Origin of the sequence: Streptomyces sp. NPDC060232 (assembly GCF_042726555.1) — a bacterium.
Taxonomy (GTDB): Bacteria; Actinomycetota; Actinomycetes; order Streptomycetales; family Streptomycetaceae; genus Streptomyces.
Map to the genome: position 1 here is coordinate 152,135 of NZ_JBHXAG010000009.1, position 26,473 is coordinate 178,607.

Here is a 26,473-nt window from a genome sequence, read left to right on the forward strand (position 1 = left end):
CCGGCGGGACCGCTACCAGCCGCTGGGGGCGGGGAGAGCCCTGGCCAGGGCCTCGTCGAGGGCCCGGGCGGTGCCTTCGACGTCGAGCTGGGAGTTGTCGATGATCGGCAGTCCGGAGCCGTACCAGCCGGCCATCCGGCCGTGGATGCGGGCGACCTCCTCGTCGGAGAGCCGGCGGTTGCCGGAGCGCTCGGCGTTGCGCTCCAGGACGATCTCCAGGCCGGGCAGGAGCACGACCGGCAGCAGCGTCGGCCCCACGTGCCGCTTCCAGCCGCCCAGTCCCACCACGGGCCGGTCGGGGAAGACGGCGTCGTCGAGGATGCAGGAGATGCCGTTGGCGAGGTAGTTGCGGGCCGCGAAACCGCAGGTGCGGCGGGCGAGCCGGTACTGCGCCTCGGAGTGCTCGTTCCAGCCGGCCTGCGGGTCGGCGAAGCCGGAGCAGACCCATTCGCGTACGTCGTCGAGGCTGATGTGGGCGGTCGGCACGGGACGGGTGCTGGCCCAGTGCCGGGCCACGGTGGTCTTGCCCGCCCCGGCGGGCCCGATCAGCAGTACGGCGAGCACGGCGCCGCCGGTTCCCGCCACCGCGGGCGGCAGCGGGATGTGCCCGGTGGTCTCCGGTACGGGCGCCACATGGGGCGGCGGCGCCGGGGCCTGGTGCTGGGGCGGCGGCGGGGGCGGGTGCGAACCCGGCCAGCCCTGCGCCGGGGGTATAGGCGGCTGCGGGGGCGCCGCAGGACGCTGCCCCGGCTGCCCCCAGCCCCCGCCACCCACTCCTTGGTGCATCCGCTGCCACTTTCGTCTCGTTCCTGCGACTGATGCGAGAACGTTATATGACCGCAGAGGCCCGGCCGTCCACCAGGCCGCCGGTCCGGAGTGTCAGGCGTCGATCTCTTCCGCCAGCGCACGCAGCGCCAGCCGGTAGGAGCCGATGCCGAAGCCCGCCACGGTCCCGGTCGCCACGGCCGCGATGACCGAGGTGTGCCGGAACTCCTCGCGGGCGTACGGGTTGGAGATGTGCACCTCGATCAGCGGCGCCGTGCGCTGCGCGGCCGCGTCCCGCATGCCGTACGAGTAGTGGGTGAAGGCCCCCGGGTTGATGACCACGGGGATCTTCCCGTCGGCCGCCTCGTGCAGCCAGCGGATGATCTCGCCCTCGTCGTTGGTCTCGCGGACCTCGACGTCGAAGCCGAGTTCCTCGCCGAGCGCGCGGCAGCTCTCCACCAGCCCGGCGTACGAGGTGGCCCCGTACACGTCGGGCTCGCGCGAGCCGAGCCGGCCCAGGTTCGGGCCGTTCAGCACGAGGACGGGGCGGCTCACGCCGACACCTCGCCGTAGGCGGCGATCAGGTGCGCCGGGTCGGGGCCCTCCAGGACGGTCGGCTTGCCCAGTCCGTCCAGGACGATGAAGCGCAGCAGGTTGCCGCGGGACTTCTTGTCGACCTGCATGGTCTGGAGCAGCTTGGGCCACTGGTCGCCGGGGTAGGTCAGCGGCAGCCCGACGGAGGCAAGGACCTCCTTGTGCCGGTCGGCGGTGGCGTCGTCGAGGCGGCCGGCGAGCCGGCCGAGTTCGGCGGCGAAGACCATGCCGACCGACACGGCCGCGCCGTGCCGCCACTTGTAGCGCTCGTTCTTCTCGATGGCGTGCGCGAGGGTGTGGCCGTAGTTGAGGATCTCGCGGAGTCCCGACTCCTTGAGGTCGCTGGAGACGACGTCGGCCTTGACCTGGATGGAGCGCACGATCAGTTCGGCGGTGTGCGGGCCGGCGGGCGTACGGGCCGCCTGCGGGTCCTCCTCGATCAGGTCGAGGATCACCGGGTCGGAGATGAATCCGGCCTTGATGATCTCGGCGAGGCCGCTGACGTAGTCGTTGACCGGCAGCGACTCCAGCGCCGCCAGGTCGCAGAGCACGCCGGCCGGCGGGTGGAAGGCGCCGACGAGGTTCTTGCCCTCGGCGGTGTTGATGCCGGTCTTGCCGCCGACGGCCGCGTCCACCATCGCCAGGACGGTGGTCGGTACGGCGACCCAGCGCACGCCGCGCAGCCAGCTGGCCGCGACGAAGCCCGCGAGGTCGGTGGTGGCTCCGCCGCCGACGCCGACGATGACGTCGGTGCGGGTGAAGCCGGACTGGCCGAGCGCCTTCCAGCAGTAGGCGGCGACCTCGACCGTCTTGGCCTCTTCGGCGTTCGGCACCTGGATGGCGATCGCCTCGTAGCCCTGGTCGGCGAGGTCGTCGCGCAGGGCCTCACCGGTCGAGGCGAGGGCTTCGGGGTGGATCACGGCGACCCGTTGGGCTCGCGTACCGATCAGGGAGCCGAGCTCGCCGAGCAGTTGCTGCCCGACCAGCACGTCGTACGGCTCATGGCCGGCGCTTCCGCCGACGTGGATCCGCGTCACCTGGTCTGTCATACGTCCTTCAACTCCAGAGCGTCGAGGACCGCCTGGGCGACCTCTTCGGGGGTGCGGTCGTCGGTGGCCACGACGACGCGCGCGACTTCGGTGTAGAGGGGGCGCCTGGCCTCCATCAGCTCGCGCCACTGGCGGCGCGGGTTGACGGCGAGCAGCGGGCGCGCGGCTCCGAGGCCCACGCGCCGTACGGCTTCCTCGACGTCCATCGAGAGATAGGCGACGGGCAGGCCGGTCAGCAGCTCGCGGGTGCCTTCGTCGAGGACGGCTCCGCCGCCGAGGGCGAGGACTCCGGTGTGCTCGGAGACGGCGGCCTCGACGGCCTGCCGTTCCAGCTCGCGGAAGTACGGCTCGCCCTCGTCGACGAAGATGTCGGAGATCGGCCGGCCCTGGGCCGTGACGATGTCGGCGTCGGTGTCCCGGTAGGGGACGCCGAGCCGCTCGGCGAGCAGCGCCCCCACCGTGGACTTTCCGGACCCCATGGGCCCGACGAGGACGACGAGCGGTCCGGCGGTCACCGGATCTGCAGGTTGTCGAGGTAGGCCTGGACGTTGCGGCGGGTCTCGGGGACCGAGTCGCCGCCGAACTTCTCGACGACGGCGTCGGCCAGCACGAGGGCGACCATCGCCTCGGCGACGATGCCGGCGGCCGGCACGGCGCAGACGTCGGAGCGCTGGTGGTGGGCCACGGTCGCCTCGCCGGTGGCGACGTCGATGGTGGCGAGGGCGCGCGGGACGGTAGCGATGGGCTTCATCGCGGCGCGGACGCGGAGCAGTTCGCCGGTGGTCAGGCCGCCCTCGGTGCCGCCGGAGCGGCCGGAGGTGCGCTTGATGCCCTCGGGGGTGGAGACGATCTCGTCGTGCGCCTTCGAGCCGGGCACGCGGGCGAGCTCGAAGCCGTCGCCGACCTCGACGCCCTTGATGGCCTGGATGCCCATGAGGGCGGCGGCGAGGCGGGCGTCGAGCCGGCGGTCCCAGTGGACGTGCGAGCCGAGGCCGACCGGGACGCCGTAGGCCAGCACCTCGACGACGCCGCCGAGGGTGTCGCCGTCCTTGTGGGCCTGGTCGATCTCCGCGACCATCGCCTTGCTGGCGTCGGCGTCGAGGCAGCGCACCGGGTCGGCGTCGAGCCTGTCGACGTCGGCGGGGGTGGGGAGGACTCCGTACGGGGCCTTGGCCGCGGCCAGCTCGACCACGTGGGAGACGATCTCGATGCCCGCGACCTCCTTGATGAAGGAACGGGCGACGGCGCCGAGGGCGACGCGGGCGGCGGTCTCACGGGCGCTGGCGCGCTCCAGGATCGGCCGGGCCTCGTCGAAGCCGTACTTCTGCATGCCCGCGAGGTCGGCGTGGCCGGGGCGCGGACGGGTCAGCGGCGCGTTGCGGCCGGTGTCCTTGAGGAGCGAGGGGTCGACCGGGTCGGCCGACATGACGGTCTCCCACTTGGGCCACTCGGTGTTGCCGATCATGACCGCGATCGGGGAGCCCTGGGACAGGCCGTGGCGGACGCCGCCGAGGAAGGTGATCTCGTCCTGCTCGAACTTCATCCGGGCACCGCGGCCATAGCCGAGCCGGCGACGGGCCAGGTGATCAGCCACCAGCTCGGTGGTGACCGGGACGCCGGCGGGAAGACCCTCCAGCGTCGCGACCAGTGCCGGTCCGTGCGACTCTCCTGCGGTCAGCCAACGCAACCTGCTCAACGATGCTCCTCATGCTCGCGCCTGGTACTGCGACGGCGCGATCGGGTGCGCGGCCCGGACCCGCCTCACCCGAATCCTCCCACGTCCGGTGCGGTTTCCTGGGCCCCGGTCCAGCTATCGGACGCCCCGGCGGTCAGCGGACCCGGCTGCGGCGGCCGCGGAGCCAGCTGACCACCGTCCACACGCCGACGGAACCGATGAGTCCGAAGACGACGGCCTTGGCCCAGACCGGCAGGTCTCCGAAGGCCACCCTGACGAGGGTGAAGAGCGCGAAGGGGATGTCCCACTTCGACGCGAGTACCTGATCCGTGTCCGTCCCGTCCATCCCATCCCCCTGTGAAAGTGCAGGTGAACAGGGTAACGGCTGAGGCTACCGACGAGTAGCGGCGGATCCGCCAAGATCGCCGGACCTGGCGGGCCGACCGGGCCGCGCCGGAGCCTCAGCGGGCTCCGGAGAGGGCTGCGAGGCCCGCGCGCCGCATCACTTCGAGCGGCGCCGGGGAACGGCCGGTCATCTGCTCGACCTGGAGGACCGCCTGGTGCACCAGCAGGTCCAGTCCGCCCAGGAGCTTGCCGCCGCGCTGCGACCAGGCGGCGGCGAGGGCGGTCGGCCAGGGATCGTAGAGGACGTCGAAGAGGGTGCCGGGGGCGGCCGGTACCGCCGCGGCCAGTTCGTCGGTGGCCCCGGCCGGTGTGGTGGCGATGACCAGGGGCGACTCCAGCGCCCCGGCCGCCTCGGACCAGTCGGCCGTGCGGACGGGGACTCCGAGCCGCTCGCCCCACTGCCGCATCTCGTCGGCGCGCGCCGAGGAGCGGACGTACGCCGTGACCTCGCCGGTGCAGATCCGCGAGAGCGCGGCCAGCGCCGAGGAGGCGGTGGCCCCGGCGCCGAGGATGGCGGCCGAGGGCACCTTCTCGACACCCCGCTCGTGGAGTGCGGCGACGATGCCGGGGATGTCGGTGTTGTCTCCCAGGCGCCGGCCGTCCCGCGTGAGGACGACCGTGTTGACTGCCTCCACGGAGGCCGCCGTGTCGCTGACGCCGTCCAGCAGCGGGATGACCGCCCGCTTGAGCGGCATGGTCAGCGACAGCCCGGCCCACTCGGGGCCGAGCCCGGCGACGAAACCGGGGAGCGCGGCCTCGTCGATCTCGAAGCGGTCGTACGACCAGTCGTCGAGGCCGAGCTCCCGGTAGGCGGCACGGTGGAGCACCGGTGAGAGCGAGTGCTCGATGGGTGAACCCAGCACCGCGGCCCGTATCCGTGTCATGTCCTGCTACCCGCCGTTCTTCTGCCTCTGCCGTTCCTGGAACTCGGCGACGAGCTTGAGGTGCTCGTCGTAGGTCTTGGTGAAGGTCGTCGTGTTGCCGTCCACCGACACGAAGAACATCCAGCCGCCGTTGTCCGGGTTGAGCGTAGCGGTAAGTGCGTCCATGCCCGGGTTCCCGATGGGGCCGACGGGCAGCCCCTTGATGAAGTGGGTGTTGTACGGGTTGTTGAACGCCTGGGCTTCCTTGAGGTTGAAGTTGATCTCGCTCTGGTTCTTGGCGTAGTTGTACGTCGAGTCGAACTCGATCTTCTGGTTCGTGACGTCGTTGGTCTTCTTCATGCGGTTGTAGACGACCTCGGACATCTTGCGGAAGTCGTCGTGGTTCTTGCCCTCGGCGTTGACGAGGCTGGCGACCGTGACGACCTGGAGCGGGTTCTCCAGCCCCAGCTCCTTGGACTTGGCCTCGATGCCGAGCTCCAGGTACTTGTCGGTGGCGTTCTTGACCATCTGCCTGAGCAGCGACTCGGGGGTGCTGTCCTTGCTGAGGTCGTAGCGCGTCGGGAAGAGGAAGCCCTCCAGCGGGTCCATGAGCTTGGGGTTGTTCCCGGCCCAGGCCGGAAGCCCCAGGTTCTTGGCGTCGCGCAGGGCGATCTCCCGGGTGGTGCCCTCCGGCTTGCCCAGCTTCTTGTCGATCGCCTCGTACACCTTGGCGTTGCGCATGCCCTCGGTGACGGTGATGACGTTCAGCTTGGTGGGGTCGATCATCAGCGCGACGGCGGCCGCACCCGACATCTTCTTGTTCATCGGGTAGACACCGGGCTGGATGGACTTGCCCTTGGGGTTGGCGTTCGCCGCGTCGACGAAGGCCTGGGCGCTGGCGACGACGCCGGCCTCCTTGAGGATGCGGCCCATCTGCCCCAGGCCGGCGCCCTTGGGGATCTCCACGTCGACGACCTCGCCGGCGCCCTCGCCCGCGAAGTCCTCGGCGGGGGCGAACCTCGCCTTGATGTAGCTGTAGCCGTAGTAGCCGCCACCGCCGACCACGCCGAGGATGACCACGGCGGCGAGCAGGCAGGCCGTCCCGCTGCGCTGCTTCTTGCCGCCCTTCGGCGAACGGCCGCCGCGGCGGCCCGAGGGCTCGTCGCCGTCACCGTCGTCGTCGCGACCGCCGGCGGGGAGGTCGGTCTCGGGCTCCTCCTCGACCGGTTCCGGCTCCAGGTGGCGCCGGCCCGGGGGCTGCGGCGGCGGGTAGGCCTCGGCCGTGCCGTAGAGGTCGGGGGTCTCGCCGGGATAGCCGGCCGACGGGTGCTGGGCGTAGTCCGCGCCCGCGTACGGGTCGGTCTGCACCGCGGCCGTGTACTGACCCTGGCCGGTGTCCCAGCCCTGGCTGTCGTACACCGGCTGCTGGGGCTGCTGCCCCTGCTGCTGGGCGTACGGCTGCGGGTGCTGGGCCTGCTGGGCCTGCTGGGCCTGCTGGGCCTGCTGGGCCTGCTGGGCCTGCTGGGCCTGCTGCGGGGCGTACCCCTGCTGGGGCTGGGCGTACTGCTGCTGCGCGTACTGCTGCTGCTGGTACTCGGGGTACTGCTGGTACTCCTGGTACTGCGGCTGCTGGGGGTACTGCTGCTGGTACTGGGGCTCCTGCTGGTACTCCTGCTGCGGGGCACCGGCGTACGGCACCTGGCCCTGCTGGGTCTGGTGCCCGGTCCACCCCTGGTCCCCGTACAGGGGGTCCTCAGGGTGCCAGGGTTCGGGGCCACGGCCCCGGCCATACTCAGTCATCGGTCCCCTAGAGCCGCGAGACGCGGGACCACGGACTCCTTCGTCCGCGGCACCCGGTTCCGCCTCTTTGACGGTGGGCGACGGCTGTTCGAATGCCGTCTCATCGCGCGGAACGTTACCGTATCGCGATCAGACAACCACTTCGACGCACTCGCCAGGCGGATTACCTGATACCCGTTCGGTCTCAAGAGCGTTCTGAAGGATCACCACAGCGGCGGCCTGGTCGATGACCGACCGGCCCTTCTTCGCGTTCCTGCCGGAGGCGCGCAGACCCTGGGCCGCGGTGACCGTGGTCATCCGCTCGTCCACCAGACGGACCGTCACCGGCTTGATGCCCTTGGCGAGTTCGTTCGCGAAGGCGCGCACCTTGGCCGCGGCCGGCCCCTCCCGCCCGCTGAGCGAGCGGGGGAGGCCTACCACGACTTCGAGGGGCTCGTACTCCTCGACGAGCTGCCGCAGCCGCCGGTGGGCGAAGGGGATGTCCCGGCCCGGAACGGTTTCCACCGGTGTGGCCAACACCCCATCGGGGTCGCAGGAGGCGACCCCGATCCGGGCGTCCCCGACGTCGATGGCCAGTCGGCGGCCGCGGCGCAGTGTCATCGTCAGGCCGTCTCGACGACGAGGCGCTCGACGGCGCTGATGGCCTCGGGGACGGCAGCCGGGTTCTGGCCGCCGCCCTGGGCGACGTCCGGCTTGCCGCCACCGCCGCCGCCGAGGGTCTTGGCGGCGGTGCGGACCAGGTCGCCGGCCTTGAAGCCGCGCTCGCGGGCCGCCTCGTTGGTGGCGATGACGGTCAGCGGGCGGTCGTTCGACACGGTGAACAGGGCCACGACGGCCGGCCGGTCGCCGGCCCCCGACAGTTGTTGCAGTCGGCCGCGGACGTCGAGGACAAGCCTGCGCAGGTCGTCGGCGCCGGTGCCGTCCGGCACCTGGCCCACGACGAGGGCCACGCCGTTGATGTTCTGGGCGTTCTCGGCGAGACCGGCGGCGGCCTGGAGGACCTTCTCCGCACGGAACTTCTCGATCTCCTTCTCGGCGTCCTTCAGCTTGCCGAGCATGGAGGCGATCTTCTCCGGCAGCTCTTCCGGACGGCCCTTGACCAGCTCCTGGAGCTGGGCGACGACCGTGTGCTCCTTGGCGAGGAAGTTGTAGGCGTCCACGCCGACGAGGGCCTCGACACGGCGCACGCCAGAGCCGATGGAGGACTCGCCGAGCAGCTTCACCAGACCCAGCTGGGAGGTGTTGCCGACGTGCGTGCCGCCGCACAGCTCCTTGGAGAAGTCGCCGATGGTCACGACGCGCACGCGCTCGCCGTACTTCTCGCCGAATTCGGCGATGGCGCCCTGCTTCTTCGCCTCGTCGATGCTCATGATCTCGGCGGTGACGTCGAGCTCCCGCGAGAGCACGTCGTTGATCTTCTGCTCGACGTCGGTGAGGACCGAGCCGGGGACGGCGTTCGGAGAGCCGAAGTCGAAGCGGAAGCGGCCGGGGCTGTTCTCGGAGCCGGCCTGGGCGGCCGTGGGGCCGAGGGCGTCGCGCAGCGCCTGGTGGGTCAGGTGCGTGGCCGAGTGGGCGCGGGCGATGGCCCGGCGGCGGCCCACGTCGATGGCGGCGTACGCGGAGGCGCCCACCGTCACCTCGCCGACCTGGACGGAGCCCTTGTGCACGGAGACGCCCGGAACCGGCTGCTGCACGTCGCGGACGACGATGACGGCACCGGAGTCGAGCTTGATGCGGCCCTGGTCGGCGAGCTGGCCGCCGCCCTCGGCGTAGAAGGGGGTGCGGTCGAGGACGACCTCGACGTCGTCGCCCTCGGAGGCGGCGGGCGCGGAGACGCCGTTGACCAGCAGGCCGACGATGGTGGACTCGCCCTGGTTGGTGGCGTAGCCGGTGAACTCGGTGGCGCCGGCGCCGTCGGCGATCTCCCGGTAGGCGGACATGTCCGCGTGGCCGGTCTTCTTGGCCTTGGCGTCGGCCTTGGCGCGGTCGCGCTGCTCCTGCATCAGGCGGCGGAAGCCGGGCTCGTCCACGGAGAGGCCCTGCTCGGCGGCCATCTCCAGGGTGAGGTCGATCGGGAAGCCCCAGGTGTCGTGGAGCAGGAACGCCTTGTCGCCGGAGAGGACCGTGCCGCCGGCGGCCCTGGTCTCGGTCACCGCGGTGTCGAGGATGTTCGTGCCGCCCTTGAGGGCCTTCAGGAAGGCGGCCTCTTCGGCGAGCGCGACGGTCTCGATGCGCTTGCGGTCGGTGACGAGCTCAGGGTACTGCTGACCCATCGTGTTGATCACGACGTCGACCAGGTCCTGGACGACGGGGCCCGTGGCGCCCATGAGGCGCATGTTGCGGATGGCGCGGCGCATGATGCGGCGCAGCACGTAGCCGCGGCCCTCGTTGCCGGGGGTGACTCCGTCGCCGATCAGCATGACGGAGGTGCGGATGTGGTCGGCGACCACGCGCATCGAGACGTCGGTGTTCTGGGCGGCGCCGTACCGCACGCCGGTCAGCTCGGTGGCCTTGTCCATGACCACGCGCAGGGTGTCGGTCTCGTACATGTTCTGCACGCCCTGCAGGATCATCGCGAGGCGTTCGAGGCCGAGACCCGTGTCGATGTTCTTCGACGGCAGGTCGCCGAGGATCGGGAAGTCCTCCTTCCCGTCGCCGGCGCCGCGCTCGTACTGCATGAAGACCAGGTTCCAGATCTCGACGTAGCGCTCGTCGTTGACGGCCGGGCCGCCCTCGACGCCGAACTCGGGGCCGCGGTCGTAGTTGATCTCGGAGCACGGGCCGCAGGGGCCGGGGACGCCCATGGACCAGAAGTTGTCCTTCTTGCCCAGGCGCTGGATCCGCTCGGCGGGCACGCCGATCACGTCGCGCCAGATCGTCTCGGCCTCGTCGTCGTCGAGGTAGACGGTGATCCAGAGCTTCTCGGGCTCAAGGCCGTAACCGCCGTCCGCCACGGAGCTGGTGAGCAGCTCCCAGGCGTACTTGATGGCGCCTTCCTTGAAGTAGTCCCCGAAGGAGAAGTTGCCGCACATCTGGAAGAACGTGCCGTGCCGGGTGGTCTTGCCGACCTCTTCGATGTCAGGCGTCCGGACGCACTTCTGCACGCTGGTGGCCCGCGGGGCCGGCGGCTTGGTCTCGCCGAGGAAGTACGGCTTGAAGGGGACCATTCCCGCGTTGACCAGCAGCAGAGTCGGATCGTCCGCGATGAGCGACGCCGAAGGGACAACGGCGTGACCGCGCTCCTCGAAGAAGCTCAGCCAGCGGCGGCGGATTTCAGCCGACTCCATCAGTGGTCCTCATTCCGGTTGTACGAAAGCTTTGGTCGGTGGTCGATCTGGTCGTTCTCGATGGCCCGCAGCCGCCGCGGCCCGGGGAGGGCGGTGACGTTGTCGGGCCGGTCGGGGTCCTGGTGGAGCCCCAGTGCGTCGTTCAGCTCGTCCTCGCGCTGCGTCATTCCCGCTTTGACGTCGAGGGCGAAGTCCTTGAGGCGGTGTCCCGCCTCGACGGCCTTGTCGGCGGCCTGGGCCGCGAGGCTCTCCGGCGTCAGCTTCTTGAGCTGACGGTTGACCTTGGTGGTGGCCCACACGCCGGCGGCTGCGCCTGCGGTGAACCAGAAGGCTCGGCGGAACATCGGCGGTCTCAGTCCTTCTGCTTCCGGCGCCGGGCGGCCGGCACCGTTCGGCCAACGATCACAGTACGGCGGGACGCCCTCTGCGGGCCCCCGCCCGGGGCGGCGTCCCCCTTGCCCAGCGCCTTGCGGACGCCGTAGCCGAAGGCCGCGACCTTCACCAGCGGCCCCCCGAAGGCGGTGGCCACGGTGGAGGACAGCGCGGAGGCGTTGGAGGTGACCTCCTGGACGTCGCTCGCGATGGCGTCGACCCGGTCGAGCTGGGTGCGCGCGGAGCGGACGGTGCTGGAGGCGTCGGCCAGGAGAGGTACGGCCTGGTCGGTCACTTCGGACACCAGCTTGGTGGTCGCTCTGAGCACCTGCGCCAGCCGCACCAGGGCGACGGCGAGGAAGGAGATCAGGATGGCCCAGAAGACGGCCACGATGATCCCGGCCACCTCTACACCGGACACGTCACACCGCTCTCTGTCTGTACCCGAACCGCCGGCGGCAGCGATTCCCACACATGGTCCTCCGACCCTATCGCGCCGGGGATACCCGGCCGTACCGGAATTCGGGGTCGGACGCCGCGCCGTGGACGCAGCGCATCCGGACCAGTACGCTCCGTGTCCCACGCGACACGGACCCCTTCGACATGCCGTCCGGGGCAATCTTCCCCCGGAGCTGAGCGGGTTCATCGGGCGGGGTGCCGAACTCGCCGAGGTGGGGCGGCTCCTGGAGACCTCGCGGCTGGTGACCGTGACCGGTGTGGGCGGGGTCGGCAAGTCCCGGCTGGTGCTCGCGGCGGCCCGGTCGGCCGCCGAGGGGGCACGGAAGGGCCAGGACGCGCTGGAGGCGCGAGGGACTCAGGAGTCAGAAGGGGCGCAGGCGGCGCATGCGCCGGGGTAGGAACGCTACTGCGACGGCGTCCGGCTGGCCGAGCTGGCCTGCGTACGGGATCCATCGCTGCTGGAGCTGGCCCTCTCCGGGGCGCTCGGGCTGACCGACCACACCACCCGTCCGCCCGGACCGTGCCGGCCGATCACCTGGCCGGCGCGGGTGCCGCGGCCGGCCGAGCGCGGCGCGGCGCCCGGCCCGCGGGTCGCGCGCAGCACGGCGCCGACGGACCAGCCGCAGGGCTGCGGAAAGCGGGAAACCCGCCGCCCCATGGAGGGGGCGGCGGGTTTCCACCAGCCTGTGAGGGCTACGTCTGCCGGGAGATCAGCGGGCGTAGTACTCGACGACGAGCTGCTCGTCGCAGATGACCGGGATTTCCTTGCGGTTCGGGTCACGGTCCAGGCGGAAGGCCAGGGCCTTCAGGTTGACCTGCAGGTAGCGCGGGGTCTCGCCCTCGCCTGCGTAACCACCCTCACGGGCGACCTGGAACGGAACCTTCTCGCGGCTGCGCTCGCGCACGGTGATGACGTCGTCCGGGCGGACACGGAACGACGGCTTGTCGACCTTGGCGCCGTTGACCTCGATGTGGCCGTGGACGACCATCTGGCGGGCCTGGTAGATCGTGCGGGCGATGCCCGAACGCAGGACCAGGGCGTCGAGACGACGCTCGAGCTCGACGACCAGCGCCTCGCCCGTCTTGCCCTCGGCCTTCTTGGCGCGGTCGTACGCGCGGGCCATCTGGCGCTCGGAGATGTCGTACTGAGCGCGCAGACGCTGCTTCTCCAGCAGACGGACCTTGTAGTCCGAGTTCTGCTTGCGGCCACGGCCGTGCTCGCCCGGCGGGTAGGGGCGGGCCTCGAAGTACTTGACGGCCTTCGGCGTCAGGGCGATGCCGAGGGCGCGAGACTTCTTGACCTTGGGTCGCTTCTGGTTCACGGGGAACCTACCTCCATGTAAGTTAGGTGAGGCTTACCTTAGCGAGGAGGACGTAATGTCTCGACCACATGGGATCCCCCTGCCCAGTGCGCAACGCAGTTCGGATTCAGACGAAACAGAATCCGCTTGCGCCGACGATAAGCAAGGTCAGCCGCGTCCCAGGGAAGGCGTTCGGCAGCTCACCGGAGCCGAACGCGTACGAACCCTCGTAGAGTCCAACGCCTCAGTATCCCTCACGCTGATCGGTGCTCGTGACAGTCACGGGTCCGAGGAGTTCGGGACAGGGATGCCGGTCGCGCGGACCGTCACCCCGGACGGGGACGTGATTCTCCTTGTCTCAGGGGAATCCACGGCTGCCAGGGCAGCCGCTCACGCCCAGGACGACGACCTCACCGCCGTGATCGAGATCACGGATGTGGCGCCGGTGTCCGTGCCCCATCGTATCCGAGGCCGTGCGTGGCTGGCCGGGTGGCTGACGCCGGTGCGCGGGGACGACCGCGGGACCTGCGCCGCGCTGCTCGCGGAGCGGCACCCGGTGGGCGAGCTGCTGGGGCTGGGCGAGTCCCTCGACGCCCCTGCGGATCTTCTCCACGGCGGCGGGCGGCCCGCCTGGATGATGCTGCGCCTGGAGGTCGGCGAGATCTCGGTGGACGACCTGTGGGGCGCCGAGCACGTGGACCCGGACGATCTCGCCGCGGCGGAGCCCGACCCGGTGTCCCCGCACGAGGCGGAGCTCCTCCAGCACCTGCACTCCGCCCACGGCGACCGGATCGGCGAGCTGTGCGGGCTGCTCGGCGACCGCGGCGCGCGGGGCATGACCGCCGTTCCACTCGCCCTGGACCGCACCGGCCTGCGCGTCCGCTTCAGCGGCGGTGCCTCCGGCGGCTCCTTCGACGCCCGCTTCGACTTCCCGGAGCCGGTGGCGGACATCTGCGGCTTGCGCCGGGCGATGCGCACCCTCTTCTCGGCCGCCTCCCACTGAGGACAGGACAGGCGGCCTCGTGTCCGGGCCGGCGTGTCCGGGCCGGCACGTCCTGGAGCGCGCACTTCGACGGCGGTCACGGACAGCCGGGACTCCGCCTTGACCCCGGTGCGGCGGCGCGCGGCCGGCGGGAACCGGACCCGGTGAGCGGCACCTGCGCCACCAGGACGGAGGCGCCGGCCCCCGCCGTGGCGGTGTGGTGCGTCAGCCGGACGGGCGGCTGGGACGGCGCGGCCCGCGGGGGCCTCAGCCGCGGTCGGTGCCGCGGAGGCGTTCGCGGACCTTCTCCACCACGTCCGCGTAGCGGGCCTCGGCGCCGTAGCGGGTCGGCTCGTAGTACCGCTTGCCGTGAATCTCGTCCGGGGCGTACTGCTGGGCGGCGATGGCGCCCGGGACGTCGTGCGGGTACACATAGCCCACGGCGTGCCCCAGCTTGGCCGCGCCCTTGTAGTGCCCGTCCCGCAGGTGCGTCGGGACGGAGCCGGCGAGGCCCGCCCGTACGTCGGCCAGCGCCGCACCGATCGCGGTCGTGGCGGTGTTCGACTTCGGGGCCAGGGCCAGGGCGATCGTGGCGTGCGAGAGGGTCAGCGCGGCCTCCGGGAAGCCGATCATCGCCACCGCCTGGGCCGCGGCCACCGCGATCGGCAGCGCCGTCGGGTCCGCCAGGCCGATGTCCTCGCTCGCGGAGATCATGAGGCGGCGCGCGATGAACCGGGGGTCCTCCCCCGCCTCGATCATCCGCGCCAGGTAGTGCAGCGCGGCGTCGACGTCCGAGCCGCGGATCGACTTGATCAGCGCGCTCGCCACGTCGTAGTGCTGGTCGCCGTCCTTGTCGTAGCGGACCGCCGCCCGGTCGACCGCCTCCTCCAGCGTCTGGAGGGTGATCTCGTCCTCGCCCTTGGCGAGGGCAGAGCCGGCCCCCGCCTCCAGCGCCGTCAGCGCGCGCCTGGCGTCCCCGCCGGCGATCCGCAGCAGGTGCGCCTCGGCGTCCTGCGGCAGGGCCACCGCCCCGGCCAGGCCCCGCTCCTCGTCAAGCGCGCGCCGCATCAGAGCGCTCAGGTCGTCGTCGGTCAGCGGTTCCAGCGTCAGCAGCAGTGATCGCGACAGCAGCGGGGAGATGATCGAGAAGTACGGGTTCTCCGTGGTGGCCGCGATCAGCGTCACCCAGCGGTTCTCGACGGCCGGCAGCAGGGAGTCCTGTTGGGCCTTGCTGAAGCGGTGGATCTCATCGAGGAAGAGGACGGTCTCCTTGCCGTAGCCCCCGGCCGCGCGGCGCGCGCCCTCGATGACGGCCCGTACCTCCTTGACGCCCGCCGTGATGGCGGAGAGCTCCACGAAGCGCTTCTGCGTGGCCTGGCTGACCACGTAGGCGAGGGTCGTCTTCCCGATGCCCGGCGGGCCCCAGAGGATCACCGAGGAGGCGCCGGCCGGGCCTCCGGCCCCCTCCCCGACCAGCCGCCGCAGGGGTGATCCGGGCTTCAGCAGGTGCTGCTGGCCGACGACCTCGTCCAGGGTGCGCGGGCGCATCCGGACGGCGAGCGGCGAGCTCGCGGGGTCCTTCTGCTGGCGCTCTTCGGCGGCGGCGGTGAACAGGTCTGGTTCCACACGGGAAGCCTAAGCGAGTGCACCGACAGGGCCGCGCGCCGTCAGGAGGTCCAGAAGTCCCACCAGCGGGTCAGGATCAGCATGCCGATGATCCCGATGTGCAGCACCGGCAGCACCCAGGTGAACTCCTCGAAGAAGCTCCTGAGCCAGCCCGGGGCCGGCAGCAGCCCGGCGCGGACGTTGTGGGAGGTGACGTACCAGAACATCAGGATCGTGGCGACCCAGGCCAGGGAGCACCACAGGCACAGCGCGTTGATGTTGTAGAGCGACTGGTAGGTGAGCCAGGCACAGAAGACGACGCCGAAGAGCGTGCCGGCGTTGAAGGTGAGCCAGTACCAGGCGCGGAACCGGGCGCCGGCCAGGATGCTCATGCCGACGCAGATGACGATGCCGTAGGCGACCAGGCCGAGCATGGGGTTCGGGAAGCCGAAGACGGCCGCCTGGTCGCTCTTCATGATGTTGCCGCAGGAGACGACCGGGTTGAGACTGCAGCCCGGTGTGAAGTCCGGGTCCTCCAGCAGCTTGAACTTGTCGATCGTGATCACCCAGGCGGCGAGCAGGCCCGCCGCCCCCGTGATCACCAGCAGCAGGGCCAGCGCCCGGCTCGCCCCGAAGGTCGTCCCCCGGGCGGTCTCCGCGTCCGTGTCCCGTGTCGTCATACCGCCCGCTCCACATCTGCCAGGTGATCAAGCACCGGCCATTGTGCCGTACGAGCCTGTGAACGGACGGGGCCGGGGAAAGATCCCCGGCCCCGTCCTGGGGCGCTCAGCGCCGCCGCCGTCAGGCGAGGCGGTCCTTGACCGTGTCGATCAGCTCGCCGACGGGCACGGCCGTCTGGTCCCCGGACTCCATGTCCTTGAGCTGGACGACGCCCTCGGCGAGGTCGCGGTCGCCCGCGACGATCGCGAAGCGGGCACCGCTGCGGTTCGCGTCCTTCATGGCGCCCTTGAGGCCCTTGCCGCCGTACGACATGTCCGCCGCGACGCCCGCCTTGCGCAGCTGGGTCACGAGGCCGAACACGGTCGCCTTGGCCTCGCCCAGCGCCACGGCGAACACCGAGGTCGACGCGGGGATGTCGAGCTCGACGCCCTCCTTCTCCAGCGCGAGGACCGTGCGGTCCACGCCGAGCGCCCAGCCCACCGACGGCAGCGCCGGTCCGCCGATCATCTCGGACAGGCCGTCGTAGCGGCCGCCGCCGCCGACCGCGATGCCCAGGCCGTCGTGGACGAACTCGAAAGTGGTGCGGGTGTAGTAGTCCAGGCCGCGCACCAGCTTGTCGTCGTCCTCGAAGGCGACGCCGGCCGCGGTCACCAGGACCCGAACCTGCTCGTGGTAGGCCTTGCACGCGTCGCACAGGTAGTCGCGCAGCACCGGGGCGCCGACGAGCTGCTTCTGTACGTCGGCCCGCTTGTCGTCGAGCACGCGCAGCGGGTTGATCTCGGCGCGGCGCATGGTCTCCGCGTCGAGGTCGAGGCCCCGCAGGAACGACTGCAGTGCCTCCCGGTACACCGGGCGGCACTCCTTGTCGCCCAGCGAGTTCAGCAGGATCCGGAAGTCGCGCAGGCCGAGCGAGCGGTAGGCCTGGTCGGCCAGGATGATCAGCTCGGCGTCCAGCGCCGGGTCCTCGGCGCCGATCGCCTCGGCGCCGACCTGCGAGAAGTGGCGGTAACGGCCCGCCTGCGGCTTCTCGTAGCGGTAGTACGAGCCGGAGTACCAGAGCTTGACCGGCAGGTTGCCCTTCTTGTGCAGGCTCGCCTCCAGGGCGGCGCGCAGCACGGAGGCGGTTCCCTCGGGGCGCAGGGCGAGCTGGTCGCCGCCCTTGGTCTCGAAGGCGTACATCTCCTTGGAGACGATGTCGGTGGACTCCCCGACACCGCGGGCGAAGAGGCCCACGTCCTCGAAGCCGGGGGTCTCGATGTAGCCGTAGCCGGAGTTGCGCAGCGGGGCCGCGATGGCCTCGCGTACCGCCAGGTACTTCACGGAGACCGGCGGGATCAGGTCGTACGTGCCCTTGGGGGCCTGGAAAGTAGCCACGAAGCTTTCGTCACATTCCTCGTCGTGGAGCGGCTGTCGGGTCCGCTGCCGGGCCGGCGGCGACCTCCCGCAGGTACGGGTTGGTCGCGCGCTCGCGGCCGATGGTGGTCTGGGGACCGTGGCCGGACAGCACCACGGTCGAGTCGTCGAGCGGCAGGCACACGCGGGCCAGCGATTCGAGCATCTCGATGTGGGAGCCGCCCGGCAGGTCGGTTCGTCCGATGGAGCCGGCGAAGAGCAGGTCGCCCGAGAAGAAGACCGGCGGGATGTCGGCCAGCTCGGGCATCCGGAAGGTCACCGACCCCTTGGTATGGCCCGGCGCATGCGCCACGGAGAAGTCCATTCCGGCCAATTTCAGCGCGGCGCCGTCGGCCAGCTCGCGGACGTCGTCGGGCTCTCCCACGGTCAGCTCGCCCATGAGCGGCATCCCGATGGAGCGGCCGAGGGCCTTTTCCGGGTCGCTCATCATGTAGCGGTCCTCGGGGTGGATCCACGCCGGTACGTCGTGTGCTCCGCACACCGGGACCACCGAGGCCACATGATCGATGTGGCCGTGGGTCAGGACGACCGCGACGGGCATGAGCCGATGCTTCCTCAGCGTCTCCTCGACACCCTGGGCGGCCTGGTGGCCCGGGTCGATGATGACGCACTCCTCGCCGGCGGCGGGGGCGACCACGTAGCAGTTGGTGCCCCAGGCGCCTGCGGGGAACCCGGCAATCAGCACGTTCGTCCTCAATCGTCGTCGGCGGGAGGGTGCAGGTCGTCAATCCTGCTGCTCAGAGCCTACCGGCGCCGCTCATCACACAGCGAACCCATATACGGTACGGCCTATCCCAGCCCGGACAGCAGTATCAGACACGTACAAGGAGACGACCCGGTGGTCACGAGCGATCAGCGGCGGCGACAGCTCGCCAGGGAGAAGTACGAGCGCCAGCAGAAGCGCCGCGCCGAGGCCCGGAAGAAGGGCCGCCAGCGGCTGGCGGTGATCGGCGCGGTGGTCGCCGTGGTGATCGCGACGCTGGTCGGCCTGATCGTGGGCGGTGTCTTCGACTCGGACAAGGACACGAAGGACACGGCGGCGGACCCGTCGGCCTCGGCGACTCCGCCGGAGCCCAAGCAGTCCCCCTCGCCGGAGATGGCGATCGACCAGAAGGGGAAGTACACCTTCGCGCTGAAGACCAGCGCCGGTGACATCACCTTCGCGATGGACGCGGCGAAGACCCCGCAGACCGTGAACTCGTTCAAGGCGCTGGCCGACAAGGGCTACTTCGACAACACCAAGTGCCACCGGCTGACCGCCGGCGGGATCTTCGTGCTCCAGTGCGGCGACCCCGAGGGCACCGGCCGCGGCGGCCCGGGCTACAACATCCCGGACGAGAACCTGGACTCGCTGGGCAAGGCCAACGAGCAGGGCCAGGTGATCTACCCGGCCGGCACGGTGGCGATGGCCAACACCGGCCAGCCCGGCTCGGGCGGCAGCCAGTTCTTCCTGGTCTACAAGGACAGCCCGCTGACGCCGACGTACACGCCGTTCGGCAGGATCGACGCGGCCGGCCTGAAGGTCCTGGAGGAGATCGCCAAGGCCGGCACCGTCGACGGCGGCCAGGACGGTGCGCCGAAGAACGATGTCAAGATCGAGAAGGGCACGGTCACCCAGAACTGACGGGTGACGCGGCCCACGGGCCGGCCGGCCCGCCCCTGCGCCGATATTTCCGTCGTGCGGGATGCGGACAGCCGGCCCGGCGGTCGCCTATGTTGGCGTTGTGCAGGGCGGGCGCTGCCCGCCCCAGGAAACTGTGGACGATGCCCAGGGGGTGAACCCCTCGCAGGCATCAGGTGGAGGAGGCGCTGTGAGCAGCGACCCGTGGGGCCGAGTCGACGAGACGGGCACCGTGTACGTGCGTACTTCCGATGGCGAGCAGGTCGTCGGTTCGTGGCAGGCGGGCACCCCTGAGGAGGCTCTGGCCTACTTCGAGCGCAAGTACGAGGGCCTGGTGGTCGAAATCGGCCTCCTCGAAAAGCGGGTGCGGACCACTGATCTGTCCGCCAAGGACGCCCAGACGGCGATCGACCACCTGCGGACGCAGGTCGACGAGCACCACGCCGTGGGCGACCTGGACGCCCTGCGTGTGCGGCTTGACAAGCTGGTCGAGACCGTGGAGTCCCGGCGCGAGGAGCGCAAGCTCCAGAAGGCCAAGCAGGCGGACGAGGCCCGGGCGGCCAAGGACGCGCTGGTCGCCGAGGCCGAGCAGCTGGCGCAGAGCGACCAGTGGCGCAGCGCCGGCGAGCGCCTGCGCGCCCTGGTGGACATCTGGAAGGGCCTGCCGCGCCTGGACCGCAAGTCGGACGACGAGCTGTGGCACCGCTTCTCGCACGCCCGTTCCGCCTTCTCCAAGCGCCGCAAGGCACACTTCGCGTCGCTGGACGCGCAGCGCGAGGACGCCCGCAAGGTCAAGGAGAAGCTGGTCTCGGAGGCCGAGTCGCTGTCGAAGTCGACCGACTGGGGTCCGACGGCTGCCCGCTACCGCGAGCTGATGGCGGACTGGAAGGCGGCGGGCCGGGCGCAGCGCGAGGCCGAGGACGATCTGTGGAACCGTTTCCGCGGTGCGCAGGACGTGTTCTTCGCGGCCCGCAGCGAGGTGTTCGCGGAGCGTGACGCCGAGCAGATCGAGAACCTGAAGCTCAAGGAGGAGCTGGCCGACGAGGCCGAGAAGCTCGTCCCCGTGACGGACCTGAAGGCGGCCCGTGCCGCGTTCCGCTCCCTCAACGAGCGCTGGGAGGGCGTGGGCCACGTGCCGCGCGACGCCCGGCCGAAGGTCGAGGGCCGGATGCACGCGGTGGAGCGCGCCCTCCAGGAGGCCGAGGAGGGCGAGTGGCGTCGTACGAACCCGGAGGCGCGGGCCCGTGCGGCCGGTCTGACCGGTCAGCTCCAGGCTGCGGTCGACAAGCTGCGCGAGCAGATCGACGCGGCGCGCGCGGCGGGCAACAACGCGAAGGCCGACAAGCTGTCGCGTGAGCTGGAGGGCCGCCAGGCCCTGCTGGACCAGGCGCTGAAGGGCCTGGAGGAGTTCGGCGGCTGACCAGGCCACCTGCACGACTAGGGCCCCGGTACGGGATGCGTACCGGGGCCCTCGCTCTGTCTTCTACGGCCTGCGGGCCGAGGTCACGCGGTAGACGTCGTAGACGCCCTCCACGCCCCGGACGGCCTTCAGGACGTGGCCCAGGTGCTTGGGGTCGCCCATCTCGAAGGTGAACCGGGAGGTGGCGACCCGGTCGCGGGAGGTCTGCACGGCCGCCGACAGGATGTTGACGTGCTGGTCGGACAGGACCCGCGTGACGTCCGACAGCAGCCGGGACCGGTCCAGCGCCTCGACCTGGATGGCGACCAGGAAGACCGAGGACTGGGTGGGCGCCCACTCGACCTCCAGCATCCTTTCGGGCTGCTGGGAGAGGGAGTCGACGTTGACGCAGTCCGCGCGGTGAACCGATACGCCACTGCCGCGCGTGACGAACCCGATGATCGGGTCGCCCGGCACCGGGGTGCAGCAGCGGGCCAGCTTGACCCACACGTCGTCGACGCCCTTGACGACGACGCCCGGGTCGGCGTTGCTGCGCCGCTTGCCGCGGGCCCGCGCGGGCGGGATCGATTCCTCGATGTCCTCGTTGGCGGCCTCCTCGCCGCCGAGGGCTGCCACCAGCTTCTGTACGACGCCCTGCGCGGCCACGTGGCCCTCGCCGATCGCCGCGTACAGCGAGGAGATGTCCGGGTAGCGCATCTCGTGCGCGAGGGTCACGAGCGAGTCGCCGGTCAGGATCCGCTGGATCGGCAGGTTCTGCTTGCGCATGGCCCGCGCGATGGCGTCCTTGCCGTGCTCGATGGCCTCGTCGCGGCGTTCCTTGGAGAACCAGGCGCGGATCTTGTTCCGGGCCCGCGGGGACTTGACGAAGCCCAGCCAGTCGCGGGACGGTCCGGCTCCCTCGGCCTTCGAGGTGAAGACCTCGACCAGGTCGCCGTTGTCGAGGGTCGACTCCAGCGGGACCAGGCGGCCGTTGACGCGGGCCCCTATCGTCCGGTGGCCGACCTCGGTGTGGACGGCGTACGCGAAGTCCACCGGGGTGGCGCCGGCGGGCAGCGCGATGACATCACCCTTGGGGGTGAAGACGAAGACCTCGTTGCGGGAGAGGTCGAAGCGCAGCGAGTCGAGGAACTCGCCCGGGTCCTCGGTCTCCTTCTGCCAGTCCAGCAGCTGGCGCAGCCACGCCATGTCGTTGACGGTGTCCTGGCCGGCGCTGCCCTTGGCGGCCTGGGGGACGTCGGTGCGGACCTTGGAGGTGCCCGCCACCGTCTGCTGCTTGTACTTCCAGTGCGCGGCGATGCCGTACTCGGCGCGGCGGTGCATGTCGAAGGTGCGGATCTGCAGTTCGACGGGCTTGCCGTTGGGCCCGATGACCGTCGTGTGGAGCGACTGGTACATGTTGAACTTGGGCATCGCGATGTAGTCCTTGAACCGGCCGGGGACCGGGTTCCACCGCGCGTGCACCGTGCCGAGGGCCGCGTAGCAGTCGCGGACGGTGTCGACGAGGACGCGGATGCCCACCAGGTCGTAGATCTCCGCGAAGTCGCGGCCGCGGACGATCATCTTCTGGTAGACGCTGTAGTAGTGCTTGGGACGGCCGGTGACGGTGGCCTTGATCCGGGCGGCTCTGAGGTCCACCTGGACCTCGTCCGTGACGAGGGCGAGGTACTCGTCGCGCTTGGGCGCGCGCTCGGCGACCAGACGCACGATCTCGTCGTACATCTTCGGGTAGAGGATCGCGAAGGAGAGGTCCTCCAGCTCCCACTTGATCGTGTTCATGCCCAGCCGGTGCGCCAGCGGGGCGTAGATCTCCAGGGTCTCGCGGGCCTTCTTCTCCTGCTTCTCCCGCTTGAGGTAGCGCATCGTGCGCATGTTGTGCAGCCGGTCGGCGAGCTTGATGACCAGCACGCGCGGGTCCTTCGCCATGGCCACGACCATCTTGCGGACGGTCTCGGCCTGGGCGGCCTCGCCGAACTTCACCCGGTCGAGCTTGGTGACCCCGTCGACGAGGAGCGCCACGGCGTCGCCGAAGTCGCGGCGCAGGTCCTCCAGGCCGTACTCGGTGTCCTCGACGGTGTCGTGGAGCAGGCCGGCCATGAGGGTGGCCGGGTCCATGCCGAGCTCGGCGAGGATGGTCGTGACCGCGAGCGGGTGGGTGATGTACGGGTCGCCGCTCTTGCGCTTCTGGCCGCGGTGCCAGCGCTCGGCCACCTGGTAGGCCTGTTCGAGCTGGCGCAGCGTCGACGTCTCGATCTTCGGGTCGTTGCTGCGGACTATGCGGAGCAGGGGCTCCAGTACCGGGTTGTACGGGTTCGAGCGCTGCACGCCGAGGCGGGCCAGGCGGGCGCGCACCCGGTTGGAGGACGCGGCCGACTTCGCGGGCGCGGGCTTGACCGGCGCCGGCTTGGGGGCGGGCTTGACCGGCGGGGCCGGCGGGGGCGTGGCGGCGGCCGCCGTGGCCTGCTCGGCCTGCGGGTCGGGCTGCGCGGCGGAGATTGGCTGGACCTCGTCTGGCAAGAGCGCTCCTCACGGGGGTTCCCCCGGACGCCAGTCCGGGGGAGGATCCGGTGCCCGAGTCCGGTCCGGATAACCCATCGTAGCGAGGGTTGGGTCACCCCGTTCGCCGAGCCTGCGGCGACGGCCCGGGCACGCGAACGGCGGGCAGCCGGGAGATCCTGGATGCCCGCCGTCCCCTACGGGGAGGGGTGTGGTCAGACGACGATCAGCGCGTCCAGCGGAGCCCCTGCCAGGGCCCCGGTCAGCTTGGCCCGGCCCGGGAGGAACGACAGCTCCATCAGGACCGCCACGCCGGCCACCTCGGCACCGGCCCGCCGGATCAGCGAGAGGGATGCCTCCGCCGTGCCGCCGGTGGCCAGTACGTCGTCGATGACCATGACCCGGTCGCCGGCCGCCAGGTCCTCGGCGTGGACCTCGATCTCCGCCGTGCCGTACTCCAGCTCGTACGACTGCGCGAGCGTCGCGCCGGGCAGCTTGCCGGCCTTGCGGACCGGCACGAAGCCGATGCCGGCCTGCACCGCCACCGGGGCCGCGAGGATGAACCCGCGCGCCTCCAGTCCGACGATCTTCGTCGCGCCGTACTGCCCGGCCAGCTCCACCAGCGCGCCGGTCAGCGCGCCGAACGCCTCGGGGTCCGCGAGCAGCGGGGTGATGTCCTTGAACATCACGCCCGGCTTCGGGTAGTCCGCCACGTCCTTGATGCGGCTGAGCAGGAGGGTCCGTACGACGTCGGACAGCTGAGCGGTCAACGCCGCCGCCCCGGCTGCTGCCGGCCCTGCGACACGACCTGCGCCTGGTCGCCGGAGCCGTAGGCGTCGTCCGACAACTCGCCCTTGGACTCGGCGGCCGCGCGCTTGGCGAGCACCCGCTTCTTCAGCGCCTTCATCGCCGGCTCGCGCTCCTTGAGGTCCACCACCAGCGGGGTCGCGATGAAGATCGAGGAGTACGCACCGGCCGCGAGGCCGACGAACAGCGACAGCGAGATGTCGTTCAGCATGCCGGCGCCCAGGAAGCCGCCGCCGATGAACAGCAGGGCCGCGACCGGGAGCAGCGCCACGACCGTGGTGTTGATCGAACGGACCAGGGTGCCGTTGATGCTGCGGTTGGCGATCTCGCTGAAGGTGTAGCGGGTCTGCTTGGTGATGTCCTTCGAGCCCTCCTTCAGACCGTCGAAGACGACGACGGTGTCGTAGAGGGAGTAGCCGAGGATGGTCAGCAGACCGATGACGGTGCCCGGGGTGACCTCGAAGCCGACGAGCGCGTACACGCCGACGGTGATGGTGAGGTCGTGGATCAGGGCGATCAGCGCGGCGACGGCCATGCGCCATTCGAAGGCGATGGCGAGGTAGATCACCACGAGGATCATGAACACGCCGAGGCCGGTCCAGGCCTTGTTCGCGATCTGCTCGCCCCAGCTGGGGCCGACCAGGTCGGCGTTGATGTCGGCCTCGGTGACCTTGAGGTCGGCGGCCAGTTCCTTCTTCACGTCGGCCGCGGCGGCGGTGTCCAGACCGGAGATCTGGATGCGCATGCCCCCGGTGCCGAGCTCCTGGACGATCGCGTCGTGGCCGGAGGCCTTCTCCGCGGCCTCCGTCGCGCCGGCGACCGAGACGGCCGTCTTCGGAGTGGTGAAGACCGCTCCGCCCTTGAACTCGATGCCCATGTTGAGGCCCTGTACGGCCAGGGCCACGATCGCCGTGATGGTGATCAGGATGGAAACGCCGTACCAGAGAAAGCGCTTGCCGACGAAGTCGTAGCCGACCTCACCGCGGTACAGCTTGGCGCCGAGATCTCCCAGCTTCGACATCTCTCACGCCTCCTTTGCTTCGACGGGGGCGGGGGCACCGGCGGTACGGCGGGAGCTGCGCAGCGGGGGCTTGGCGCCCAGCCGCTTCGGGTCCAGCCCGGACCACGGGTGACCGCTGGAGAAGAACTTCGTACGCGCCAGCAGCGTCATCACGGGCTTGGTGAAGAGGAACACCACGACCACGTCGAGCAGGGTGGTGAGACCCAGCGTGAAGGCGAAGCCCTGCACCTTGCCGACGGTGACGATGAACAGCACCGCGGCGGCGAGGAACGACACGAAGTCGGAGACCAGGATCGTGCGGCGGGCGCGCGGCCAGGCGCGCTCGACGGCCGGGCGCAGGGTGCGGCCCTCGCGGATCTCGTCGCGGATGCGCTCGAAGTACACGATGAACGAGTCCGCGGTGATACCGATGGCGACGATCGCACCGCAGACGGCCGGCAGGTTCAGCGCGAAGCCGATGCCCTTACCGAGCAGCGCCATGATCGTGTAGGTCAGGATCGCGGAGACCAGGAGGCTGATGATCGCGATGAAGGCCAGGCCGCGGTAGTAGACCAGCAGGTAGACGACCACGAGGAGGAGGCCGATCGCGCCGGCGATCAGGCCGGCCCGCAGCTGCTCGCCGCCGAGCGCGGCGGTGACGGTGGTGACGCTGTCCTCCTGGAAGGACAGCGGCAGGGCGCCGTACGAGAGCATGTTGCCCAGGTCCTGCGCGGACTGCTGGTTGAAGCCGCCGGAGATCTGCGCGTTGCCGCCGGTGATCGCCGTGCTGACGGACGGGTCGGAGATGACGTCGCCGTCGAGGACGATCGCGAACTGGTTCTGCGGCATCTGCTTGGCCGCCAGCTCGCCGGTGACCTTGGCGAAGGCGTCCGCGCCGTGGTCGTTGAAGTTCATCGTGACGATCCACTGACCCGACTGCGGGTCGATCTCGCCCTTGGCGCTCTTGACGTCCTTGCCCTCGACCGCGGCGGGTCCGAGGAGCCACTTGCCCCACTGCTCACCGCGCTGGCCGCAGGCGAGCGTCGGGTCGGTGGGCTTGACGCCCTGGCCGACGTTCGCGCGCTGCGCCTCGTCGGTGCAGTCGAGCGCGGCGAACTTGGCCTGCAGGTCCGCGGCGGCCGGGTCGGGCACGGGGGCGCTCGCGGAGGGCGACGGGGCCGCCTTGTCGTCTGCCTTCTTCGACTCGCTCGCCGACGGCGTGGGAGTGGGCGCGTTCGGGGCCTTGAGGCCCTCGCTGAGCGCGCGGCCCTGGGAAGTGGCGCTGGACGACGGGGTGGCGGACGGGCTGGTCTTGTTCCCGTCCTGGGCCTTGGGGGCCTCGGAGCCGCTCGCGGAGGGGCTCGGGCTCTGGGCGCCCTCGGGGGCGGCGGGGGCGCCGTCCGCGAACGCGATGACCGGGCGGAAGTAGAGCTGGGCGGTGGTGCCGACCTGCTCGCGCGCCTGCTTCTCGTTCATCCCCTTGGGGATGTTGACGATGATGTGGTCGCGTCCCTGCGTCTGGACCTCGGCCTCGGAGACGCCGAGTCCGTTGACGCGGCGCTCGATGATGCCGACCGCCGTGTTCATGTTGGTCTCGTTGACGGCGTTCTCTTTGCCGGGCTCGCTCTTGGCCTTGAGCGTGATGCTCGTACCGCCGGCGAGGTCGATGCCCAGCCGGGGAGTCGTCTGCTTGGAGAGGAACATCCCCGCGGTGAGCGCCACCATCGCGATCAGGATGATCGCCAGGGCACGCCCCGGCCTCCCCTGAGCCCCCGTGGGCCGCCGGCCCTTCTTCGGTGCTGCCACCTTGTCGTTTCTCCCTGTCCAACCGCCCCGCGCCGGGTCAGCGCGCGGACGGCCACGAAATGTGTGGTGGGGACC

The 26,473-nt window shown here is 70.8% G+C and carries 24 protein-coding genes and 1 pseudogene; 4 read left to right on the forward strand and 21 right to left on the reverse strand.

Annotation, left to right across the window (positions count from 1 at the left end; genetic code table 11):
- Nucleotides 1–12: 12 nt before the first annotated feature.
- From ACFWFZ_RS15705 to ACFWFZ_RS15760, 12 genes are all read right to left on the reverse strand, one after another.
- Nucleotides 13–786, reverse strand: a complete 774-nt coding sequence (locus tag ACFWFZ_RS15705; RefSeq protein ID WP_387122391.1) for an AAA family ATPase — start codon at nt 784–786, stop codon at nt 13–15.
- 93 nt (nt 787–879) lie between these two features.
- On the reverse strand, nt 880–1,320 hold the full coding sequence (gene aroQ / locus ACFWFZ_RS15710; protein ID WP_387122394.1) for a type II 3-dehydroquinate dehydratase: 441 nt from the start codon (nt 1,318–1,320) through the stop codon (nt 880–882).
- A complete protein-coding gene (aroB, locus tag ACFWFZ_RS15715; RefSeq protein WP_387122397.1) occupies nt 1,317–2,408 on the reverse strand; it encodes a 3-dehydroquinate synthase in 1,092 nt (363 codons plus the stop codon). The genes aroQ and aroB overlap by 4 nt, the downstream gene beginning before the upstream one ends.
- The gene (locus ACFWFZ_RS15720) at nt 2,405–2,923 is read right to left on the reverse strand and encodes a shikimate kinase (protein WP_387122400.1); all 519 of its coding nucleotides are present in this window, start codon (nt 2,921–2,923) and stop codon (nt 2,405–2,407) included. The genes aroB and ACFWFZ_RS15720 overlap by 4 nt, the downstream gene beginning before the upstream one ends.
- Nucleotides 2,920–4,104: a chorismate synthase gene (aroC, locus tag ACFWFZ_RS15725; RefSeq protein WP_387122403.1), complete on the reverse strand. Its 1,185-nt coding sequence runs from the start codon at nt 4,102–4,104 to the stop codon at nt 2,920–2,922. The genes ACFWFZ_RS15720 and aroC overlap by 4 nt, the downstream gene beginning before the upstream one ends.
- Before the next feature lie 133 nt (nt 4,105–4,237).
- Nucleotides 4,238–4,429, reverse strand: a complete 192-nt coding sequence (locus tag ACFWFZ_RS15730) for a hypothetical protein (RefSeq protein ID WP_387122405.1) — start codon at nt 4,427–4,429, stop codon at nt 4,238–4,240.
- A gap of 115 nt (nt 4,430–4,544) precedes the next feature.
- The gene (locus ACFWFZ_RS15735) at nt 4,545–5,372 is read right to left on the reverse strand and encodes a shikimate dehydrogenase (protein ID WP_387122407.1); all 828 of its coding nucleotides are present in this window, start codon (nt 5,370–5,372) and stop codon (nt 4,545–4,547) included.
- Nucleotides 5,373–5,378: 6 nt separating this feature from the next.
- On the reverse strand, nt 5,379–7,151 hold the full coding sequence (gene mltG / locus ACFWFZ_RS15740; RefSeq protein ID WP_387122410.1) for an endolytic transglycosylase MltG: 1,773 nt from the start codon (nt 7,149–7,151) through the stop codon (nt 5,379–5,381).
- 129 nt (nt 7,152–7,280) lie between these two features.
- On the reverse strand, nt 7,281–7,751 hold the full coding sequence (ruvX, locus tag ACFWFZ_RS15745) for a Holliday junction resolvase RuvX (protein ID WP_030028999.1): 471 nt from the start codon (nt 7,749–7,751) through the stop codon (nt 7,281–7,283).
- Nucleotides 7,752–7,753: 2 nt separating this feature from the next.
- Entirely contained in the window at nt 7,754–10,438 is a 2,685-nt protein-coding gene (gene alaS / locus ACFWFZ_RS15750; RefSeq protein ID WP_387122412.1) for an alanine--tRNA ligase, read from the reverse strand.
- On the reverse strand, nt 10,438–10,782 hold the full coding sequence (locus ACFWFZ_RS15755) for a DUF6167 family protein (protein ID WP_385914100.1): 345 nt from the start codon (nt 10,780–10,782) through the stop codon (nt 10,438–10,440). The genes alaS and ACFWFZ_RS15755 overlap by 1 nt, the downstream gene beginning before the upstream one ends.
- A gap of 8 nt (nt 10,783–10,790) precedes the next feature.
- The gene (locus tag ACFWFZ_RS15760; RefSeq protein ID WP_387122415.1) at nt 10,791–11,231 is read right to left on the reverse strand and encodes a DUF948 domain-containing protein; all 441 of its coding nucleotides are present in this window, start codon (nt 11,229–11,231) and stop codon (nt 10,791–10,793) included.
- Nucleotides 11,232–11,352: 121 nt separating this feature from the next.
- On the opposite strand from ACFWFZ_RS15760, the pseudogene ACFWFZ_RS15765 reads away from it, so the two are divergent.
- A pseudogene (locus tag ACFWFZ_RS15765) lies at nt 11,353–11,784 on the forward strand (hypothetical protein); the annotation flags it as partial.
- A gap of 195 nt (nt 11,785–11,979) precedes the next feature.
- On the opposite strand, the gene rpsD reads toward ACFWFZ_RS15765, so the two are convergent.
- On the reverse strand, nt 11,980–12,591 hold the full coding sequence (rpsD, locus tag ACFWFZ_RS15770; RefSeq protein WP_030026606.1) for a 30S ribosomal protein S4: 612 nt from the start codon (nt 12,589–12,591) through the stop codon (nt 11,980–11,982).
- Between the two features lie 286 nt (nt 12,592–12,877).
- Here rpsD and ACFWFZ_RS15775 point away from each other — a divergent pair, with 286 nt between their 5' ends.
- The gene (locus tag ACFWFZ_RS15775) at nt 12,878–13,573 is read left to right on the forward strand and encodes a DUF2470 domain-containing protein (RefSeq protein ID WP_387122418.1); all 696 of its coding nucleotides are present in this window, start codon (nt 12,878–12,880) and stop codon (nt 13,571–13,573) included.
- Nucleotides 13,574–13,819: 246 nt separating this feature from the next.
- Here the strand turns inward: ACFWFZ_RS15775 and ACFWFZ_RS15780 are convergent, their stop codons facing one another.
- The 4 genes from ACFWFZ_RS15780 to ACFWFZ_RS15795 form a co-directional block, all read right to left on the reverse strand.
- Nucleotides 13,820–15,178: a replication-associated recombination protein A gene (locus tag ACFWFZ_RS15780; RefSeq protein ID WP_387122420.1), complete on the reverse strand. Its 1,359-nt coding sequence runs from the start codon at nt 15,176–15,178 to the stop codon at nt 13,820–13,822.
- Nucleotides 15,179–15,219: 41 nt separating this feature from the next.
- Complete coding sequence (locus tag ACFWFZ_RS15785; protein WP_387122423.1) at nt 15,220–15,837, reverse strand: vitamin K epoxide reductase family protein; 618 nt, start codon at nt 15,835–15,837, stop codon at nt 15,220–15,222.
- 121 nt (nt 15,838–15,958) lie between these two features.
- Nucleotides 15,959–17,212 carry a histidine--tRNA ligase gene (gene hisS, locus ACFWFZ_RS15790; RefSeq protein ID WP_387122425.1) on the reverse strand — a complete coding sequence of 418 codons (1,254 nt, stop codon included), beginning with the start codon at nt 17,210–17,212 and terminating at the stop codon, nt 15,959–15,961.
- Nucleotides 17,213–17,222: 10 nt separating this feature from the next.
- Entirely contained in the window at nt 17,223–17,936 is a 714-nt protein-coding gene (locus ACFWFZ_RS15795) for an MBL fold metallo-hydrolase (RefSeq protein WP_387122428.1), read from the reverse strand.
- A 153-nt stretch (nt 17,937–18,089) separates the two neighbouring features.
- On the opposite strand from ACFWFZ_RS15795, the gene ACFWFZ_RS15800 reads away from it, so the two are divergent.
- Nucleotides 18,090–18,875 carry a peptidylprolyl isomerase gene (locus ACFWFZ_RS15800; protein ID WP_387122431.1) on the forward strand — a complete coding sequence of 262 codons (786 nt, stop codon included), beginning with the start codon at nt 18,090–18,092 and terminating at the stop codon, nt 18,873–18,875.
- A 187-nt stretch (nt 18,876–19,062) separates the two neighbouring features.
- Nucleotides 19,063–20,292, forward strand: a complete 1,230-nt coding sequence (locus ACFWFZ_RS15805; protein ID WP_387122434.1) for a DUF349 domain-containing protein — start codon at nt 19,063–19,065, stop codon at nt 20,290–20,292.
- Between the two features lie 63 nt (nt 20,293–20,355).
- On the opposite strand, the gene ACFWFZ_RS15810 is transcribed toward ACFWFZ_RS15805, so the two are convergent.
- The 4 genes from ACFWFZ_RS15810 to secD form a co-directional block, all read right to left on the reverse strand.
- Nucleotides 20,356–22,806 carry a RelA/SpoT family protein gene (locus ACFWFZ_RS15810; RefSeq protein ID WP_387122437.1) on the reverse strand — a complete coding sequence of 817 codons (2,451 nt, stop codon included), beginning with the start codon at nt 22,804–22,806 and terminating at the stop codon, nt 20,356–20,358.
- A 194-nt stretch (nt 22,807–23,000) separates the two neighbouring features.
- The gene (locus ACFWFZ_RS15815) at nt 23,001–23,555 is read right to left on the reverse strand and encodes an adenine phosphoribosyltransferase (protein ID WP_387122440.1); all 555 of its coding nucleotides are present in this window, start codon (nt 23,553–23,555) and stop codon (nt 23,001–23,003) included.
- Nucleotides 23,552–24,613, reverse strand: coding sequence for a protein translocase subunit SecF (gene secF, locus ACFWFZ_RS15820; RefSeq protein ID WP_387122443.1), 1,062 nt, complete (start codon nt 24,611–24,613; stop codon nt 23,552–23,554). Before secF ends, ACFWFZ_RS15815 begins: the two co-directional genes overlap by 4 nt.
- Nucleotides 24,614–24,616: 3 nt before the next feature.
- Nucleotides 24,617–26,398 (reverse strand): protein translocase subunit SecD, encoded by a 1,782-nt coding sequence (secD, locus tag ACFWFZ_RS15825; RefSeq protein WP_387122446.1) that lies wholly within the window; start codon nt 26,396–26,398, stop codon nt 24,617–24,619.
- Nucleotides 26,399–26,473: the final 75 nt, after the last annotated feature.